This window comes from Gilliamella sp. B3367 (assembly GCF_026536825.1).
Taxonomy (GTDB): domain Bacteria; phylum Pseudomonadota; class Gammaproteobacteria; order Enterobacterales; family Orbaceae; genus Gilliamella; species Gilliamella apicola_E.
In genome coordinates this window covers 71,084-90,151 of the sequence record NZ_JAFNNJ010000007.1, presented here as the reverse complement: position 1 = coordinate 90,151, position 19,068 = coordinate 71,084, and the positions used below count along the sequence as shown (strand labels likewise).

General features: G+C 35.1%; 19 protein-coding genes and 1 riboswitch. Of the genes, 8 read left to right on the top strand and 11 right to left on the bottom strand.

What is annotated here, in order from left to right; genetic code table 11:
• Positions 1-101: 101 nt before the first annotated feature.
• The gene (locus J3U23_RS10255; RefSeq protein ID WP_065561762.1) at positions 102-1,445 is read left to right on the top strand and encodes a Na+/H+ antiporter family protein; all 1,344 of its coding nucleotides are present in this window, start codon (positions 102-104) and stop codon (positions 1,443-1,445) included.
• A gap of 35 nt (positions 1,446-1,480) precedes the next feature.
• The gene (rsmB, locus tag J3U23_RS10250) at positions 1,481-2,767 is read left to right on the top strand and encodes a 16S rRNA (cytosine(967)-C(5))-methyltransferase RsmB (RefSeq protein WP_267339186.1); all 1,287 of its coding nucleotides are present in this window, start codon (positions 1,481-1,483) and stop codon (positions 2,765-2,767) included.
• Positions 2,768-2,821: 54 nt separating this feature from the next.
• Here the strand turns inward: rsmB and J3U23_RS10245 are convergent, their stop codons facing one another.
• Positions 2,822-3,364, bottom strand: a complete 543-nt coding sequence (locus tag J3U23_RS10245; RefSeq protein ID WP_065735254.1) for an NAD(P)H-dependent oxidoreductase — start codon at positions 3,362-3,364, stop codon at positions 2,822-2,824.
• Between the two features lie 105 nt (positions 3,365-3,469).
• Between J3U23_RS10245 and J3U23_RS10240 the strand changes: the two genes are divergently transcribed.
• The 3 genes from J3U23_RS10240 to radA all read left to right on the top strand — a co-directional run bounded on the left by J3U23_RS10240 (position 3,470) and on the right by radA (position 6,364).
• Positions 3,470-3,811 carry a winged helix-turn-helix transcriptional regulator gene (locus tag J3U23_RS10240; RefSeq protein WP_065735253.1) on the top strand — a complete coding sequence of 114 codons (342 nt, stop codon included), beginning with the start codon at positions 3,470-3,472 and terminating at the stop codon, positions 3,809-3,811.
• 192 nt (positions 3,812-4,003) lie between these two features.
• Positions 4,004-4,978 carry a phosphoserine phosphatase gene (serB, locus tag J3U23_RS10235; RefSeq protein WP_065561764.1) on the top strand — a complete coding sequence of 325 codons (975 nt, stop codon included), beginning with the start codon at positions 4,004-4,006 and terminating at the stop codon, positions 4,976-4,978.
• A 9-nt stretch (positions 4,979-4,987) separates the two neighbouring features.
• A complete protein-coding gene (gene radA, locus J3U23_RS10230) occupies positions 4,988-6,364 on the top strand; it encodes a DNA repair protein RadA (protein WP_065735252.1) in 1,377 nt (458 codons plus the stop codon).
• A 73-nt stretch (positions 6,365-6,437) separates the two neighbouring features.
• Here radA and ppnN read toward each other — a convergent pair whose 3' ends face one another.
• Entirely contained in the window at positions 6,438-7,814 is a 1,377-nt protein-coding gene (ppnN, locus tag J3U23_RS10225; RefSeq protein WP_267339185.1) for a nucleotide 5'-monophosphate nucleosidase PpnN, read from the bottom strand.
• A 405-nt stretch (positions 7,815-8,219) separates the two neighbouring features.
• On the opposite strand from ppnN, the gene J3U23_RS10220 reads away from it, so the two are divergent.
• Complete coding sequence (locus J3U23_RS10220; protein ID WP_267339184.1) at positions 8,220-9,227, top strand: hypothetical protein; 1,008 nt, start codon at positions 8,220-8,222, stop codon at positions 9,225-9,227.
• A 22-nt stretch (positions 9,228-9,249) separates the two neighbouring features.
• A riboswitch (molybdenum cofactor riboswitch) is annotated at positions 9,250-9,369 on the top strand.
• Complete coding sequence (gene moaA, locus J3U23_RS10215) at positions 9,362-10,336, top strand: GTP 3',8-cyclase MoaA (RefSeq protein WP_220225508.1); 975 nt, start codon at positions 9,362-9,364, stop codon at positions 10,334-10,336. Its footprint overlaps the riboswitch before it by 8 nt.
• On the opposite strand, the gene gluQRS is transcribed toward moaA, so the two are convergent.
• From gluQRS to folK, 3 genes are all read right to left on the bottom strand, one after another.
• The gene (gluQRS, locus tag J3U23_RS10210) at positions 10,316-11,197 is read right to left on the bottom strand and encodes a tRNA glutamyl-Q(34) synthetase GluQRS (RefSeq protein WP_065735249.1); all 882 of its coding nucleotides are present in this window, start codon (positions 11,195-11,197) and stop codon (positions 10,316-10,318) included. The genes moaA and gluQRS overlap by 21 nt on opposite strands.
• 35 nt (positions 11,198-11,232) lie before the next feature.
• Positions 11,233-11,688 (bottom strand): RNA polymerase-binding protein DksA, encoded by a 456-nt coding sequence (dksA, locus tag J3U23_RS10205; protein ID WP_065561769.1) that lies wholly within the window; start codon positions 11,686-11,688, stop codon positions 11,233-11,235.
• A 135-nt stretch (positions 11,689-11,823) separates the two neighbouring features.
• A complete protein-coding gene (folK, locus tag J3U23_RS10200; RefSeq protein ID WP_267339183.1) occupies positions 11,824-12,309 on the bottom strand; it encodes a 2-amino-4-hydroxy-6-hydroxymethyldihydropteridine diphosphokinase in 486 nt (161 codons plus the stop codon).
• 186 nt (positions 12,310-12,495) lie between these two features.
• On the opposite strand from folK, the gene J3U23_RS10195 reads away from it, so the two are divergent.
• Positions 12,496-13,854, top strand: coding sequence for an MmgE/PrpD family protein (locus J3U23_RS10195; protein WP_267339182.1), 1,359 nt, complete (start codon positions 12,496-12,498; stop codon positions 13,852-13,854).
• A gap of 39 nt (positions 13,855-13,893) precedes the next feature.
• Here the strand turns inward: J3U23_RS10195 and J3U23_RS10190 are convergent, their stop codons facing one another.
• From J3U23_RS10190 to J3U23_RS10165, 6 genes are all read right to left on the bottom strand, one after another.
• Positions 13,894-14,646 carry an amino acid ABC transporter ATP-binding protein gene (locus tag J3U23_RS10190; RefSeq protein WP_065735247.1) on the bottom strand — a complete coding sequence of 251 codons (753 nt, stop codon included), beginning with the start codon at positions 14,644-14,646 and terminating at the stop codon, positions 13,894-13,896.
• Positions 14,647-14,656: 10 nt separating this feature from the next.
• Positions 14,657-15,328: an amino acid ABC transporter permease gene (locus J3U23_RS10185; protein ID WP_065735246.1), complete on the bottom strand. Its 672-nt coding sequence runs from the start codon at positions 15,326-15,328 to the stop codon at positions 14,657-14,659.
• Positions 15,325-16,101, bottom strand: coding sequence for an amino acid ABC transporter substrate-binding protein (locus tag J3U23_RS10180; RefSeq protein WP_141673889.1), 777 nt, complete (start codon positions 16,099-16,101; stop codon positions 15,325-15,327). The genes J3U23_RS10185 and J3U23_RS10180 overlap by 4 nt, the downstream gene beginning before the upstream one ends.
• A complete protein-coding gene (locus J3U23_RS10175; protein WP_267330993.1) occupies positions 16,101-16,622 on the bottom strand; it encodes a GNAT family N-acetyltransferase in 522 nt (173 codons plus the stop codon). The genes J3U23_RS10180 and J3U23_RS10175 overlap by 1 nt, the downstream gene beginning before the upstream one ends.
• Positions 16,619-17,980 (bottom strand): adenylosuccinate lyase, encoded by a 1,362-nt coding sequence (gene purB, locus J3U23_RS10170; RefSeq protein WP_267332393.1) that lies wholly within the window; start codon positions 17,978-17,980, stop codon positions 16,619-16,621. Before purB ends, J3U23_RS10175 begins: the two co-directional genes overlap by 4 nt.
• 482 nt (positions 17,981-18,462) lie before the next feature.
• Positions 18,463-19,050 (bottom strand): hypothetical protein, encoded by a 588-nt coding sequence (locus tag J3U23_RS10165; RefSeq protein ID WP_267339181.1) that lies wholly within the window; start codon positions 19,048-19,050, stop codon positions 18,463-18,465.
• Positions 19,051-19,068 lie beyond the last annotated feature (18 nt).

Below are 19,068 nucleotides of genomic sequence, written 5' to 3'. Positions count from 1 at the left end.
CCTAAAAAATAATTTACGCTAGTAAGCGTATACTAACAATTGCACTTTATATATCTATCGCCTAGAATAACTATCTTTATTTTGCTACGAAGAATCTATTTATGAATACTATTCTTGAGCTGTTTTCCTCGGTAAATGCAGTGGTTGTTGCAGTTATTTTAATGTTAGTCCTTTCGCTTTGCCGTGTTCATGTGGTGATTAGCTTAATCATTGGTGCTTTTGTCGGTGGTTTATGTAGCCATTTAACATTAAAAGAAACAATTGACGCTTTTAATACTGGGATTAGCAACGGGGCTAATATTGCGCTTTCTTATGCTATGCTTGGTGCGTTTGCAGTAGCAATTTCAAAATCAGGATTACCAGAATTGTTAGCTGACAAAGCCATTAAGCAGTTAACGACTAATGATGCTAAGACTCGAATTAAATGGTTGTTAATTATCATAATCGGGTTAGTTAGTATTTCCTCACAAAATATCATCCCAATTCATATCGCCTTTATACCGTTGTTAATTCCGCCACTTTTATATGTGATGTCGAGATTGCAACTAGATAGACGAATGATTGCTTGTATCATGACATTTGGTTTGATTACACCATATATGTTTTTACCTGTCGGATTCGGTAATATTTTCTTAAATCAAATCTTATTAAAAAATATTATTTCATCGGGGATGGATGTTAGCCATGTTAATGTTATGCATGCTATGGCTATTCCGGCTTTTGGTATGTTTGTTGGTCTACTTTGGGCTATTTTCGTTAGTTATCGTAAACCGAGACAATATAAACTGATTCATGAAGAAAGCCATGCCGAAGAGTTTAGTAATGTAAGTACTCGTTCACTTGTCGTCTCATTATTAGCAATTATTCTCTCTTTTACTGTCCAACTTTATACTGGATCGATGATTTTAGGTGCTTTAATTGGCTTTATCTGCTTTATTGCTTCAGGCTCAATTAAATGGGGTGAGGCAGACGGAATCTTTACCGATGGTATCAAAATGATGGCGATGATCGGCTTTGTGATGATATCAGCTCAAGGCTTTGCTGAAGTATTAAAACAGACTCATGAAATAGAACCATTAGTTGTTAATAGTGCCTCATTATTTGCGGGGAATAAAGTAGTTGCATCTTTTATGATGATGTTAGTTGGCTTGATCATTACACTTGGTATTGGTTCATCTTTCTCTACTGTACCAATTATTGCAGCTATCTATGTTCCTTTATGTGTTCAGTTGGGCTTTTCACCAATAGCAACCGTTTGTTTAATTGGTGCGTCAGGAGCGATTGGCGATGCAGGTTCACCTCCTTCAGATACTATTTTAGCAACGTCTGCTGGTTTAAACAGTGATGGTCAGCATGATCATATAAGAGATAGTGTTATTCCAACCTTTACCCATTTTAATATTCCATTGTTTATAGCTGGTTGGGTGGGATCATTAATTTTATAAATATTTAGATTGATGAGTTAAGGTCATTATTGGTTATGAATAAAAAGTCACACTCAAATATTCGAGCTATTTGTGCTCAAGCGATTTTTAATGTACTTGAAGAGGGGCAATCGCTTAGTACGGCCTTAACGTTATTTAGCCATAAAGTAGCAGAAAAAGATCGCGCGCTAATGCAAGAAATCTGTTTTGGTGTGATGCGTGTTTTACCTGAACTTAATTTTTATATTCATACTTTGATGAATAAAGTTCTTACCGGGAAAAATCGAGTTCTACACTATTTATTGTTAGTGGGTATTTACCAAATTTTATATACCAGAATACCTGAACATGCAGCTGTAGGTGAAACAGTTAATGCAGTAAATGGTTTAAAAAAATCAGCGCTCAAAGGATTAGTAAATGGCGTATTGCGTGAATTTTTACGCCAACAAGAATCATTACAACGAAAATTTGTACAGGATGATAAAACACCTCAAACTTTGCATCCAAGTTGGTTAGTTAATCGTCTTAAGCAAGCTTACCCCGAGAAATGGCAAGCAATCATTTCTGCCAATAACCAAAAACCACCAATGTGGTTACGCGTTAATCTTAATCACTATTCTGTTAGTGAGTATCAACAATTGTTAATTGAACGGCAAATTGAATCAGAAGCTTTTGCTGATTTGCCTTGTGCTATCAGGTTATTATCGCCTGTAAATGTAACTAAATTACCTTATTTTGCTGAAGGAGCCGTTACCGTACAGGACTTATCTGCTCAATATGCTGCATATTTGTTAGAACCCCAAAATGGTGAGCAAATTTTGGATATGTGTGCCGCTCCAGGTGGAAAAACAACCCATATCTTAGAAATTGCACCTAAAGTAAATTTATTAGCGGTAGATGTTGATGCAGGTCGTGCTAAACGTATTGAAGAAAATCTGGCTCGCCTAAAACAAGTAGCAGAAGTTAAAGTGGGTGATGGTCTTACACCTGAAAAATGGTGCTTGGGTAAACAATTTGATCGAATTTTGCTTGACGCACCATGCTCGGCAACAGGCGTAATTCGTCGCCATCCTGATATCAAGTGGTTACGGCGAGATAGTGATATTGCGCAACTCACTGAATTGCAACGTGGGATCTTAACCAATATTTGGTCTTATTTAAAAACAGGTGGCACTTTAGTCTATGCTACCTGTTCAATCCTACCTGATGAAAACAGATTGCAAATTGAGCGTTTTTTTAAAGAAAACAGCAATGCCCAACTTGTGGGTGATACGAAACAATTTTTACCAACTATACACGGCGGCGATGGCTTTTTCTATGCTGTTTTAAAAAAAAGTAGTTAATACATTTTTACAATGCCAGCTCTGTTTAAAAATGATTAATGTATTAACATTGCGCTACTTACTGTAATTTTCAATCAATTGAACTAATTGCTGACTATGCTTTAATGCTTTTGCTTTTATTGTCGTTTTTTCTCCCTCAATAACAGGCGACACGCCATATAAAATGGCAGGGGAAAGGTATTTCATTTGCGTGTAGAGTGCTGAAGTTTTAACGGATTGAAGTAAATGATTCATTAATTCAGGGGAATATTTTTGAAAATTTTGCTCTGTTTGTCCTACAGTTAAACTTTGCAATAACTTTTTATCTTTTAATTTATCGCCTTTCGAGCCATAAGCAAATTGATAGGTTAATACCTCATCAAACCATATTTTTAGTATTGCTGGCATGTTGAACCAATACATAGGGTATTGTAGAACGATAAGATCATGTCTAAGTAAAGCAGCTTGTTCTTCTTGTACATTGATTTTGTAATCTGGATAAAGTTGGTGAATATTACGAATTTCAATATCCTTAACTTTATCTTGTAATGTTTCAATAATCGTTTTATTGGCAATTGATTGTTCAATATTAGGGTGACCTAAAATAATTAATGGCATAATTGTTCCTTTGTTTTTATACTATAAAAAATTTAGTTACTCTCTTTAGTTTAGTGATTAATATTTTTTCAGCAATATCTATCTAATTTGATAGTAGGAATGTGTATGCAAAGCAGTGAACATCGATCATCAATACGATATAAGAATAAAATCTATTATTGCCCAATAAGTTTAGCTATGGATTTAATCGGTGGAAAATGGAAAGGTGTTATCCTTTATTATTTGCTTTCTGGTGAAAAACGATTTAGTGAGTTAAAAGTGGTGATCCCTGAAATCACTGATATGACGCTGAGCATCCAGCTTAAAAAGTTGGAGGAAGATGAACTTATCACTCGTAGTGTATATGGTGAAAAACCACCACTTAAAGTGTTATACAAATTAACCCCTTTGGGTGAAAAAATTGGCCCAGCACTTGAACAGCTTTGTATGTGGGGACTATCTGTTTAGTCTTCTTTCTTCATTTCTAAACTGAAGCTAATTACTATTGATTAACAATGAAATTTCTTGCAAAAAAAGTTGAGGAACGGGGTTTTTGAGCCGTAAAATTTAAGAAATAACTTCTTATAATCCTTACTTGGACAATCTTTAGTAGATATGGTAAATTCCGAATCTGTTTTACATTTTTAAGACTTTCGATATATGGCTTATACATTAACCTATAATGATCTCCCAGAAAATATTCAATATTGGCAAGGTTTACCTTTGTCTTTAAATGGTTGTGAAGTTGTTCCATTGGATTACAATGCGGGTAAAACGGGTTGGATTATTTATGGGAAAAAGTTAAATAAAACACTGCTTTCAAAATTTCAAAGACAACTTGCAATGCCAATGGTTGTGGTTTCGTCTTGGAAAATTAAAACCTATCAAATAGTACGTATTGCTGGCGTAATGCCGAAAAAAGCCAAATCGATTTCGCTAACATTAGGTATTGATGTTTCACCAATTGATAATTTACCCACATTGCATTCCCCAGGTTTATTAGTCATGGATATGGACTCGACCGCAATTGGTATTGAGTGTATTGATGAACTAGCAAAATTACACGGTGTCGGTGAACAAGTTGCTGCAGTGACTGAGCTTGCTATGCGTGGTGAACTTGATTTTGCTACCAGCTTACGTAAACGAGTTGCTACATTAAAAGGCGCACAGCAAGATATTTTAGAACAAGTAAAAGAGAGTCTACCATTAACACCAGGATTAACTTATTTAGTTAAAGAGTTACATAAAAAAAATTGGCATGTTGCCATTGTTTCGGGTGGATTTACTTATTTTGCAAATCATTTAAAACAGAAGTTAAAACTAATTGATGCTCACGCTAATGAATTAGAAATTAAAAACGGTAAGCTGACAGGTAAAGTTAATGGGCAAATTGTTGATGCTAAATATAAAGCGCGGATGTTACAACAATTAGCCACCTCTTTAGATATTCCTATTGAGCAAACTGTTGCGATTGGTGATGGGGCAAATGATTTAATGATGATTAGAATTGCAGGGCTTGGTGTTGCTTATCATGGAAAGCCTAAAGTCGTTGAAAAAGCAAGAATCAGCATCAATTATGCTGATTTAACCGGTTTATGGTGCATCTTATCTACCAGTTTATTAAGTGAAGGCTAGGAGAAGAATTTGGCAAAAACAGTAAAGCGCGCTTATGTCTGTAATGATTGTGGTGCTGACTATCCTCGTTGGCAAGGTCAATGTAGCGCTTGTCATGCATGGAATACTATTACTGAAGTTAGGTTAGCTAGTAGTTCATCACGCAATGACCGATTAACCGGCTATGCGGGTGGTGCAGGACAAACTAAAATCCAAAAATTATCTGAAATTAGTCTGGAAGCCTTACCCAGATTTTCAACTGGATTTTCTGAATTTGACCGTGTGCTTGGTGGTGGTGTCGTACCAGGTAGTGCTATCTTAATTGGTGGTAACCCCGGTGCCGGAAAAAGTACTTTGCTACTGCAAACCATGAGTAAACTGTCAGCACAAATGAATACGCTTTATGTTACTGGTGAGGAATCATTACAACAAGTAGCGATGCGTGCACATCGTTTAGGTTTACCGACGGATAATATTAATATGTTGTCTGAAACCAGTATTGAGCAGATCTGTTTACTTGCTGAGCAGTCACAGCCAAAGTTAATGGTTATTGACTCAATTCAAGTTATGCATCTTGCTGATATTCAATCTTCGCCAGGTAGTGTGGCTCAAGTTCGTGAAACTGCAGCTTATTTAACGCGTTTTGCGAAAACCAAAGGCATAGCCATTATTATGGTTGGCCATGTGACTAAAGATGGCTCACTAGCTGGCCCTAAAGTACTTGAACACTGTATTGATTGCTCAATTTTACTTGATGGTGATGCTGACTCTCGATTTCGAACTTTACGTAGCCATAAAAATCGTTTTGGCGCAGTCAATGAGTTAGGTGTGTTTGCTATGACTGAACAAGGATTGAAAGAAGTCAGTAATCCATCTGCAATCTTTTTAAGTCGTGGTGAAGAGATGCTATCGGGCAGTTCGGTAATGGTGTTATGGGAAGGTACTCGCCCATTGCTGGTTGAAATTCAAGCGTTAGTTGATCATTCTGTATATGGCAATCCAAGGCGAGTAACTGTCGGGCTTGATCAAAATCGGCTGGCACTTTTACTTGCGGTTTTGCATCGCCATGGTGGTTTACAAATGGCTGATCAGGATATTTTTGTTAACGTTGTTGGCGGGGTAAAAGTGACTGAAACTAGTGTCGATTTAGCATTGATTGCGGCATTGGTATCCAGTTTTCGAAATCGCCCTTTACCACAAGATGTGGTTATTTTTGGAGAAATAGGTCTAGGAGGAGAAATACGACCAGTACCAAGTGGTCAAGAGCGTATTTCTGAAGCCGCTAAACATGGTTTCAAAAAGGCAATAGTGCCTATAGCCAATATGCCAAAGAAAAAGCCAGAAAATATGCAGATCTTTGCTGTTAAGAAAGTGTCGGAAGCGTTAGATATTTTAAGTGATCTTTAGAGTGTTCAAATATTGCTAAATACTCCGCCGATTTTTGTATCGGCGAAGTATAACTGGCTAATATTAAAGTTAATTAATAACAAATTTCATAACAAGGTTGATAGGCACTACCGCCAGGAAGCTTCATGCGATCTTGTTTTACATAGCTAAGCAGTAAATTATCTAATTGCTTCATGATTTCAGGATCACCTTGCAATTTATAGCGACCATGTTCAGCAATTTGCTTCATACCAAACTCTTTAACATTACCAGCAACAATTCCAGAAAAAGCACGGCGTAAATCAGCAGCTAATAATTCAACTGGCTGATCTTTATGTAGATTAAGTGATGCCATGTTTTCATGAGTTGGTTCAAATGGGTGCTGTAATGCTTCATCAATTTTGAGTAACCAGTTAAAACCATAAGCATCACCAGTTGCTAACCGTGATGATTTAACCTGTTTTACCCCATGTTTCATTATGCGAGCAACTTGTTCAGGTGAATCAATGATAATTTCATACAATTTAGTCGCTTCTTCGCCTAAAGTATTACGAATAAATTGATCAATCGCGTCAAAATAATCTTCACACTCTTTTGGACCTGTTAAAATAATTGGTAAAGTCTGATTTTTATTAGCAGGATTGAGCATTATCCCCAAAATATAAAGCAATTCTTCAGCAGTACCAGGTCCGCCAGGAAAGATAACTATACCATGCGCCATTCGAACAAACGCTTCAAGTCGTTTTTCGATATCTGGCATAATGATAAGTTCATTAACTAATGCATTTGGTGGTTCGGCTGCAATTATCGATGGCTCAGTCATACCAATAAAGCGACTATCTTTTATACGTTGTTGTGCATGACCAACAGCGGCGCCTTTCATTGGTGCTTCCATTATTCCAGGACCGCAGCCTGTACAGATATTAAGTTCTCGTAATCCAAGTTGCATACCAACTTGACGAGCATAATAATATTCACTTTCGTTAATTGAATGTCCACCCCAACAAACAATTAGATTAGGCTCTTCGCCAACGTGTAGGGCATTGGCATTACGCAGAATAGAAAAAACAAGATTGGTGATGTAATAGGAGTGCTCTTTTTCAAGCTTCTCGTTAGGTACCAAGTGTTTAATTGCCGTAATTTGGCCATTTAAAAAAAGAATATCACGTAAAACCGCAAACAGATTGGCTTGTATGGAGCGAATAATGCATTTGTCGACAAAAGCACTTTCAGGTGCATCAATAAGCTCTAATTTAACTCCACGCTCTTTACTGATAACGTTAATTTCGAACGATTTAAATCTATCTAGTAATTCTTTAGTGTTATCCGTTTTACTACCAGCATTAAGGGTAGCTAATGAGCAATTTCTAAATAATTGATAAAGTTCGCTATTTGCTGATTTTTTTAAAATATCAACTTCAGCCTGCGCAAGTAAATCCATTGATCCTAACGGGCTTATATGGGTAATCATCACAACCTCCATTTGACGGTTTTATCGACAAGGAAATCATTATATACCGAAATAAAATGAATACTAAGCAAAGCTGAAAATAAGCTTAAATATAAACCAATTAGGTGAATAAAAAATTATCTCTAGAGACAGAATAATAATTACTCTATAATAAAAAATATTAAAAAATTAAAATGTTAAATAGCCCGAATTTTATGGTTAGTGAGTTATCAATGAGAAAGGATTTTTATTTACTTATTAAAAATTATATCTTGCAGGTACGAGTGACATATTTTATGATCCGCAGACGCCGAATTTAAACCGTTAACACAATATAAAGGCGTATTATTGTAAAAAGCCAACATTGCCTAACTGACTACCAACTATTGATTAGATAGCATCAACGAGCAATAGAGAAGGAATTTTATGAAATCTTGCCCGACAACCTCCATTGAACATTATCAAATTATCATTGGTTATATCACCGATTTAGCAGTCTATCCATCACGAGAGACTTTTATTCAAGCCCGTCAATTAGCTGGGTGCGCTGATATTAATTTAAACTCAATCGGTAATCTCGCTGTGGTGTATAAAATCAATCAAATGATTGCTGCACAGGATTCATCCGGCAAGGGCGATACGCCAAATATTGAACAATATTACCGATTTAAATTAGGTGATAATCTAATTGAAGGGGTTTGTAGTCGTGTCGCTTTTGCTGATGGTGATTATGTTGAGGTTGTGGTTGACCCAATTGACGGCGGCAGCTATTTTGCCTATGCGCTACGTCGACCTGCTGATCATATAATATGGATGCATCCTTATGTTATAGAGGGTACAGAAGCGAGCGTTGAAAATCCTAAAACTCGCAAATCACTGATTGTAAAGGCCTTGGAGATGATCGGCATTTCAAGTTGTATTTGGGGCTTGATACAGCTCTATTTGCAAATCTCATTGGTGCCGACATTGTATCTCTTTATTTTTGGGATAATATTGTTGCCCCCTTTAAATATATTTTCTCGCAAAAAAAAACAAGTCTACACAGGTTCACCGATCGCAGACAGGATTTATACCACTTTAGGCTATCATAATCCTAAGCAGTTTAATATTGAAAAAGAGCAAGCATTATTCTTAAAGAAATTAGAGCAGTTAAGTGCAAATTATATAGCAAATTATAAAGGTCCATTAACCGATGGTGAGGAAATAATAAAAGAATTTCTTGATCAATATAAAAATCAACAATCGTCTAGCGATACTGAAAGTGACAAATTAATTAAGCATTACATAAAAATTGAACAAAATGGTATGCAGTGGGTCTATCTTTATCGCTGTGCGCCGACGATACCTAATTACATCACCGTTATTCATACTGAAAGGAATAATGATGAAATTGAATCATCTAATCAATCATCGAATAGTGATAATTGTCCGTAGTCAATAAATAGTGTCTATGCTAGACTTAAACAAACTCTGAAGCTTTTTCACCTAAGTGAGTTTCATATGGTGGACTAGCCGCGGTATAGCACAGAAATGGCTATGCTTCCCGATTTGGATAAGGTGTTTGTGATATGCAATTAATGGATAATTTTCAGCGTCGATTTCAATATCTACGCTTGTCGATTACCGAGCAGTGTAATTTTCAGTGCCAATACTGTTTACCTAATGGTTATCGACCTAATAAAGATCATCGTTTTTTATCGTTAAATGAAATTGACAATGTTGTGTCAACGTTTACTGAACTTGGTGTACATAAAATTCGGCTAACGGGCGGTGAACCGACTTTGCGTCGAGACTTTATAGATATTTTGTCAATAATTTCTGCTTATCCCAGCATCAAACAACTCGCTATCACAACCAATGGTTCACGGTTATTAAAAAATGTGCATTATTGGCAACAAGCAGGACTTAATGCTATTAATATTAGTATTGACAGTTTTTCTCCTTACATTTTTAAACAAATAACAGGCCAAGATAAATTACGTGAGCTGATTCAAGGCGTTGAAAAATCATTAGAAGTAGGTATTAGGAAAGTTAAAATTAATACCGTTTTGATGAAAAATATGAACGACCATCTGGCTGATTATTTAACTTGGATTAAAGATCGTTCAGTTGAGTTACGTTTTATAGAATTGATGGAAACAACAGAAAGCCGTGAATTATTTAATCGTTATCATTTAGCTGGTCATGTGATGGAATCACAACTTATTGAACAAGGTTGGCAATTACAGTCAAAAGAGGCGTTCTCTGGACCTGCTAAAGTTTATGCGCATAGTGATTATCGAGGTAAGATTGGTCTGATTATGCCGTATTCAAAGGATTTTTGTAAAAGTTGCAATCGATTACGTGTCTCGTCGATCGGTAAATTACATTATTGCTTGTTTGGTGATGCAGCGGTTGATTTACGGGATTTACTACAAAGCTCTGAGCAAAAAGCGCAACTTAAAGCTAGAATTTTATCTTCACTATTAATAAAACCTGAAAAACATTTATTACATACCCACCATTTAGGTATCACACCTAATTTATCTTATATTGGTGGTTAACATACAGTCTTGTTTGGGAATATGATTAATGTCCCAGTGTGATATCGCCCAATCTAATAACGCTTTCTGTGTGGCATCTTGCCAATTTTCGGGTATTTGTTGACCTAAAAATTGTAATGCTTGCACCGTTAATAATTTGGTTTTTTTTATATCAATTGGAGAGGCATGATTTTGCTTCGAGAGTTTATGACCATGACTATCTAAAGCTAATGGTAAGTGGCAGTAATTTGGGATTGTAAAATTAAATAATTGATAAAGTGAAATCTGTTTAGCGGTCACAGGTAATAGATCTGCACCACGAACAATTTCGGTTATTCCTTGATAATTATCATCTAATACAACAACTAGATTATAAGCAAATAATCCATCTTTTCGATGAATAATAAAATCTTCTAGTGCATTGATATGATCAATGCTTTGTTGACCTCGAATTTTATCATCAAAAGAGAAAATCGGATGATTCTGCTTTAAACGAATAGCAACGTTATTTAATGTTAAATGTCGCTCACGACAAAATCCATCATAAATATTGTTTTTAAGGCTATGGATCCGTTGTCTGGTACAATCACAATAGTAAGCTTTTTGCTCAGAAATTAATGATGCTAACACTGATCGATAACGTTCACTACAGTTAGACTGATATAAAACTTGATCATCCCAATAGAGATTAAAAGCTTCTAATGTTTTTAATATTAAAGATGATGCGCCTTTGACTTCCCTTGGAGGATCAATATCTTCAATACGAACAAGCCATTTACCATTGCTGGCCTTGGCTTGTAAGTAGCTACCGAGAGCTGTCACCAACGAACCAAAATGTAATGGTCCAGAAGGTGACGGAGCAAAACGACCAATATATTGCATGGGCGTATAGGATAGAAAGAATAATTAAATGAGAATCACATACCCATTTGTTTTTCACGAAGTTCAGCTAATGTTTTACAATCGATACATAAATCAGCGGTAGGTCTTGCTTCTAAACGACGGATACCAATTTCAACACCACATGATTCACAATAGCCAAAATCATCGGTTTCAATTTTCTTTAATGTTTTTTCAATTTTTTTGATAAGTTTGCGTTCTCTATCACGCGCTCTTAGTTCTAAACTGAACTCTTCTTCTTGAGTTGCGCGGTCGGCTGGATCTGGGAAATTAGCAGCCTCATCTTGCATATGAGAGACAGTTTTACCCATTTCACCTTGTAATTGTGAAAGCCACGCTTCTAAGATTAGTTTAAAATGTTTCAATTGCTTAGGATTCATATACTCCTCACCTTTCGCCTCTTTATAAGGCTCAAGCCCAGCAATTGATAGCAGACTAAGAGAAGATGTATTTACTTTTTGTTCCTTTTTCACAGCAATCCCCTTAAATACACATTATTTTCAAGCGCTAAACTATAGCAATAAATTAGCCTTTGGCAAATTTTTTTTACTATTTTTTTTGTGCTAAAAGTGCAGAATATTACAACTATATGTTATTAATAAGATTAATTATTCATCCCATTTTTTTAAATTATTCAAAGGACATTTTTTAATTAAATCAAACAGCTTATCGTTATCAGGTAAGATGAGTTCTGGTGAAATATCAAATAAAGGATAGAGTACAAATTCTCTATTTTTCATATGATAATGAGGAATTGTTAGTCTATCGTTGTCTATTATTAAGTCATCGTATAATAATATATCTAAGTCTAATGTCCTTGCTCCCCATCGATTATCTTTGCGTACCCGACCTTGTGATTTTTCTATTGCTTGTAGTCCATCTAATAAAGCTATAGGTTTAAGTGAGGTGGTTAACTTTATAACTGCATTGAGGTAATCATTTTGATCTTGTGGACCGAGCGGTTTACTGCGATAAAATGGTGAAATGTCAGTAACTACGGTATAGGGTAATTGTTTTAGGGCTGCAATAGCTTGATTAGCTTGAGCTAGTGGATCGTTAAGATTACTGCCTAAGGCAATATAACATATTGACATAATTGGATGTATTTTTTCGTGATGTTTAAGCGTAGAGATATTTTAGCACATATAAAGTGTTATCAAGCTAGATTGCTAAATAATGATTATTTCTAGTTATTAAGATATAGCGATATAATCTTTTGAACGCATATGTAGCATCCACTATTTGCTCAATATTTATTGAGATTTGTATGAGAGTTTAGAATGCATCTAGGTCAACAATTGAGTTTGTTAATAAAAAATACGCCAATTATTGAGCAACAATCAGTCCTTGAATGTGCAATTAATGGTGTTATTGATTATTTTGCGAGTAGCTTACAGGCATCTAATGAAACTAATGTTCAGCAATTACTGGCTTGGATAAATGATGAAGGTGGCAACAATCGAGCTTGGCTTATTGGTCAAAAAAAGTTAGCAACCAGTCGGCAAGCAGCATTATTTAATGGTTTTCAAGCACATTGTTTAGATTATGATGATGTACATATTGATGTACGTGGTCATCCATCAGCGGTTATCTTATCAGCCTTATTTTCTAGTATCCGCTTAGATGATTCATTAACGCGTTTAGATGGTCGTCGTTTTTTAACTGCCTATGTAATAGGTATTGAAGTTATGGCCTTATTGGGACGATGTGTCAATCCTGAACATTATGAAAAAGGTTGGCATACAACAATCACTTTAGGTGGTATTGCCGCAACGGCTGCTATTTGTTATTTATATGATGAACCATTTCTTGTTCAAGCATTAACTTTAGCTGCGACGCAAGCGTCAGGTCTGCGATTAATGATGGGGACACCAATAAAATTTTTGCATGCGGGATTGGCTGCACAACATGCTATACAATCGGTTGAATGGTTAAGAGCTGGGATTTCAGCAGATAAGGATTTTCTTGATGATAACCTCGGTTTTTTATCAATATATGGACAAGGCAATGATAATTTAGATTTAACTGTCTGGGCTAAGCCATGGAAGATTGTTGAACCAGGGTTATGGTTTAAGACTTATTCATATTGTTCTGCCGCTTCATATATTGCTGATGCGGGTAAGTTAATTTATAAGCATCCTAAGTTTAATGTAGATAATATTGATTATATTACTCTTTTCTTTGCTCCAATTAATAGTGATGCAGCACTGATCTATAAAAAGCCATTATTAGCTGAGCAAGGACGTTTTTCAGCAGAATATATTTTGGCATTGATTTTACTCGGTATACCTATCGATTTTGAACAATTTGCTTCAAAGCCAATAGCTGACAATATCCTACAATTAATCCAAAAAATGCAGCGTAGTTATGATATACAATTAACCCCTCATCCTGATGCATATAATAAGCGCTATGTCGTTATTGAAATAGTATTAAATGATGGACAAAAAATTAGCCAACGACTGGATATTCCTAAAGGATCACCTAAAAATCCTTATAGCCAACAAGAATTGGCCGCTAAGTTATTTGGAGCATTGCAAAATGAAATTAAAGCACAACAATTATTGTCTGATATCTATGCTCTAGCCAATGGTATGGATATTAAACAATTACTCATATCGCATTGGAAAATGCTTTGATATCTACTATAAACAGTTAATTATTTTATAAATATAAGCTTAAATTTCAAAATCAATATCATCATTGAGTTGCCGTAAAAAGCGTTGAGTTAACTCGTGTTGTGGGTTATCAATTAATGATTTTGCTGGCCCTTCCTCAACAATAATACCATTAGCCATAAAGATGATGCGGTCGGCCACATACTTTGCAAACTCCATTTCATGGGTTACGATTAGCATAGTTATCTTTTCTTTGGCTAGTTTCAGCATCACTTGTAAAACTTCATGAACTCTCTCAGGATCTAACGCAGAAGTTGGTTCATCAAATAATAATACTTTTGGTCTTACAGCTAATGCCCTAGCAATTGCAACACGTTGTTGTTGCCCTCCCGATAATGTTACAGGATATTGATCAGCATAAGCTAACATTCCAACTCGCTCTAACAATGATATTCCGTACTGTTGTGCCTCACTTTTCTTCATTTTCTGTGCAACAATTAATGGATAAGTAATGTTTTCTAAAGCTGTTTTATTTCTAAATAAATTGTAGTGTTGAAAAACCATTGCTGATTGTTTGCGTAAATTGGTCTCTTGCTTATGGTTGTAATGTTCACTATTGAGTATTACTTTATCAATACGAATCGTTCCTGTATTAGGTTTTTCAAGTAAATTAAGACAACGCAATAAGGTTGATTTTCCCGATCCGGAAGGTCCAATAATGGCAACTACTTCACCTTCTTTGATATTAAGATTTATTTCTTTTAAAACTTCATTATTTCCAAATCGTTTTGATAAATGAGATACACTAATCATCATACTCTCCTTAACGATGATATGGTTTAGTTAGTTTACGTTCTAACTGCTTTTGTAACCATGAATAGGCGACAACAGTTAGCCAGTAAACAATACCGACGGCTAAGTAAGTTTCAAAATAGAGAAAAGAATTAGCAGTTAACATTTTTCCTGCTGCTAATAATTCTTGTACCCCGACAAAAAATGCTACAGAAGAGTCTTTGAGTAGTGAAATAAACATATTCCCCGCATTCGGTAAAGCATTAATCATCGCTTGAGGTAATATAATTCCTCGATAAACCTGAATTGTACTTAATCCTGAGGTTAATCCTGCTTCTTTTTGTCCAAGATCAACCGAAGTTAAGCCAGCACGAAATATCTCGGCTAAATAAGCTGAATATTTTAAACTAAAACAGATAATAGCCGCCGTGGTTGCGCCTACCTGTTTCATAATTGGAAATATTTGTGGTAGGCCATAGTAAATAATAAACAGTAAAACGACAGATGGAATTCCACGAAATAAAGAAATAAACAGCGCCAAAAAAGAATCAATTACAATAATTTTATTGTTTCTAATCAAAGCAATAGCAAGCCCTAATATAGTGGCAAACACAAATGATATAATGGCAATAAAAAGTGTAACTGGCAGATAAGGTAATATCTGCGGGAATACACTAAAGAAATAGTTTATATTAAAATTCATGAGGTAATATCTTCACCAAAATATTTAATTGAAAGATTTTTCAATGTTCCATTAACACGTAATTTTTCGATGGCTTGGTTAAATTTTTCTCGTAAAGCTTTACCTTTTTCATCCTTACTAAATGGGAAGGCAACTTGTTCAATAGTAATTGGTTCGCCCACTAATTTGAATGGTAGATTTTTTCGTTTAATTTCTGCCAATAAAATTGGTTTTGAATTGACATAACCATCGACTCTTTGAAATTCTGTATCATGCATTGCTCCATCTCGAGTTTCATAGGTTTTGATCGTAATTTCGTTATTAGGAAATGCTTTTTTAAGATTATTAATATGGTTTGAACCAAGTACCCCTGCAATAGTTTTACCATTAAAATCAGTTAACTGATTAATATTGTTATTATCTTTGTGTGTAACAATTTGACTACCATAAAAACTATACGGCTGAGAAAAATCATATTTAGCTTGACGAGTTGGTGTAACTGCCACTGCATTTGCTACCGTATCTAAACGACCTGAGTCAAATTGGCCCATTAATCCACCAAATTCAGCAATTACCCATTCAACTTTAAAACCTAACTCATTGGCAATTGCTTCTGTGACTTCGACATCAAATCCAACTAACTTTCCATCTTGTTTATAACCATTCGGGTAACTTTGACCGGTTGAGCCTACTTTTATAATGTTTTGTTCCGCCGCCTGATTGTTTGATTGATTATCACAACCACTCAGGGTAATTAATAAAATAGCAGAAAACCATGTTATTATTTTTTTCATTATTGATGACTCCTCTTTTTCCATTCGGAATAGTTTTTGTGATTTAATATTTTTTCAAAATAAAGGGTAGTATGATCACTGGTTAAATTTACTTGCCCTATTTGTTGATATCCTTTTTTGCGATATATATTGGCTAGCCATGGATGATTGGCTGCTGTACCTAAAGTTACGGCGGGAAGCTTAAGTTGGTTAATTAAAACTTCTTTTTCAACCCAATCCCATAAAGCATTACCATAGCCTTTTCCTTTATAAATTGGATCTGTTGCAAACCAGCCTAAATGTGGTAATCCATAAGGTCCTGGGTTATTTCCCCATGGAAAACGTATGCTTAAGGTTGATATTAATTTATTGTCCTTTTCTATTATATAAACTGCATTCGAATCAATATGATGAATTATTTCTTCAGGTTCGACAGTAGCTGCTGCAAAATGAATGCCTAACTGTGACGTAGCTTGATATGCTCGGTGCAATAATTGTTGATATGCTGGAATATCGGAACAGCTGATTAAGCGAAAATTCATAATAATACTCCGCTTTGCTCCGCATATTTGATTACTTGGTCGACTTTTTGTGGTGCAGACCCCAGATAATTAATTGGATTTAACCAATTATCAAGTTCAGACTCGGTAAATTGTTCACTTAAACGTGGATCATCCAATAGGAGTGATTTAAATGGCCGGTTTTGTTCAAATGCTTGCATAGCATTTTCATAAATTAAATGGTGAGCAGTTTGTTTTCCTAATCGCTTGCCAATTTCGAACATTATTTTTTCTGATAACAGTAAGCCATTTTGTTTTTTTAAATTAGCTAACATTTGATCAGCATTGACTTTTAGTCCTTTTAAAACAGCTAAAGCGGTTTGAAGTTGTGCTGAAATATAAAGATTAATTTCTGGCAGGGCAATCCATTCTGCCCGCCAGCTCATGGCATCTCGTTCATGTTCAACTTTCATTGATTCATGAATAAGTGCTACACTTTTTAATAGAGGTGCGGTAAGACTAGCTAAACCTTCTAAGGCGGCTGGATTACGCTTATGTGGCATGGTAGTTGAGCCAATTTTACCATCTGAAAAGGGTTCTTCCACTTCATTAATTTCCGTTCGCATAAGGTTGTAAAATTCGTTACCAATTTTGCCAAGCGAACCGCTAATAAGAGCAATAACTGATGCGTATTCAGAAAAACGATCTCGTGCAGATTGCCAACCAATATTGGGTGTATTTAGTCCAAGTGAAGTTAATGCACGATTTTCCACTTGTGGACCCAATTCACCCATTGATGCATAAGTGCAAATAGCTCCGCTAATATTGCCGACTAAAACTCTTTGTTTTATTTCAGATAAACGTTGTAAATGACGAACAAACTCGTCTAACCAAACCGCTAATTTAAAACCAAATGTCGTCGGTAATGCTTGCATACCATGGGTGCGACCTACCATCGGTAAAAATTGATATTTTTTTGCTAACCGTTTGAGTTCATTTGCGATCAGTTTGGTATCACGTTCAATTATTGCAAATGATTGTTTTAGTTGTAAGACTGTCGCCGTATCAACAATATCTTGGGTCGTTGCACCATAATGAATAAATTGACCCGCTTCACCCACTTGTTTTTGCAGTGCATTAATGGTTGACATTAAGGAGTGTTTGGCTTTAGCTGCTTCATCGGCTATTTGTTCAATAGATAGTTGAGAGGCATCGGCTTTTTCAATAATTGCATCGGCAACCTCGCGTGGAATCACACCTAGTTCACCTTGTGCTTGCGCTAGGGCAACCTCAACTTGTATTTGTTTTTCTAAACGATGTTGTTCTGACCAAATGGCGCGCATTTCACTCGTGCCAAAATTATTACCTAAAATCAAAAAATCTATAACGTGTGATGCCACTAAATCACCCTCAATAATTATTCTCTACTCTGTTTAATAATTATTCATAATAATTCAATCATCGTCTAATAATCAGTTTGTCTATTGATATAACAAAATGGAATAAAAACGTTGAGTTTTAGCTCATTTTGGTTTCAACCGAACCATTATTGCCAATTATTGATGAACTGATTGGATTTTGGGTTGATACTCCATATCAATTTATATATTTGCTATCAGACGACTACTTAAGTGGGGATTTATAAAAGTGAATAAAAATAAGAATTAGACTTTATATAATTAAAAGATAATCGATAATTATTTGTGTTAGCTCAGTATGTTTAAATTCATTTTGTTACACTTATTTATCTTTGCATTAAAATAATTTAGCACGGATAATATTCAGGCTACTGCTTGATGAATCGGTAAATAGTATGATTCACTGTTTTTGATGATGATTCTTGACAGCAATAGAATAGACGATATTGCTGTCATACTTAGTTCTATGGTGCAATATGCAATTCTAATTTTGCTTTCCAGTTTCTGGCATCATTGCCATTTTTTATCGGAATTGAAATTCTTGGCATATTAAAATCATTGGTAAAAAGTATTAAACTATAATATTCTTTTTCTTTATAATGCGTTTTTGCTGAATTTCTATTACCCTCTGTTTTAGCTACCGTTTTTGTCGTTACTTCCAGTTCAACATTTCTGAAAAAATCATGAGGAACGCTAGCATATATATTTGCAACTGGATTCACAAAATAAAAAGTCTTACTATTGGGATAATATATAACAGAAGTTGCATTTATTATTCCTATAGTAAGATCAGGCGTCCAACTCATATTTAAAATTTTTGCTAAAAGTTTTATTTTATTTGAGTTTTTTAGATTTATATAAATACTAAGTATGAAAGTCACGACAAAAATCACAAAGAAAAGATAACCGATATTCCTTAGTATATTTGAACTAACAAAGAGATTAACGAATAATATAATTAGAGAGATAAAAAAATAAAAAAATTTTGCGTTAATTAAACCAATAATTATCGAACCCGCATTTAAAACTGAGCGTAAATCTTTACTAATCATTTTACAATCCTTGATGCT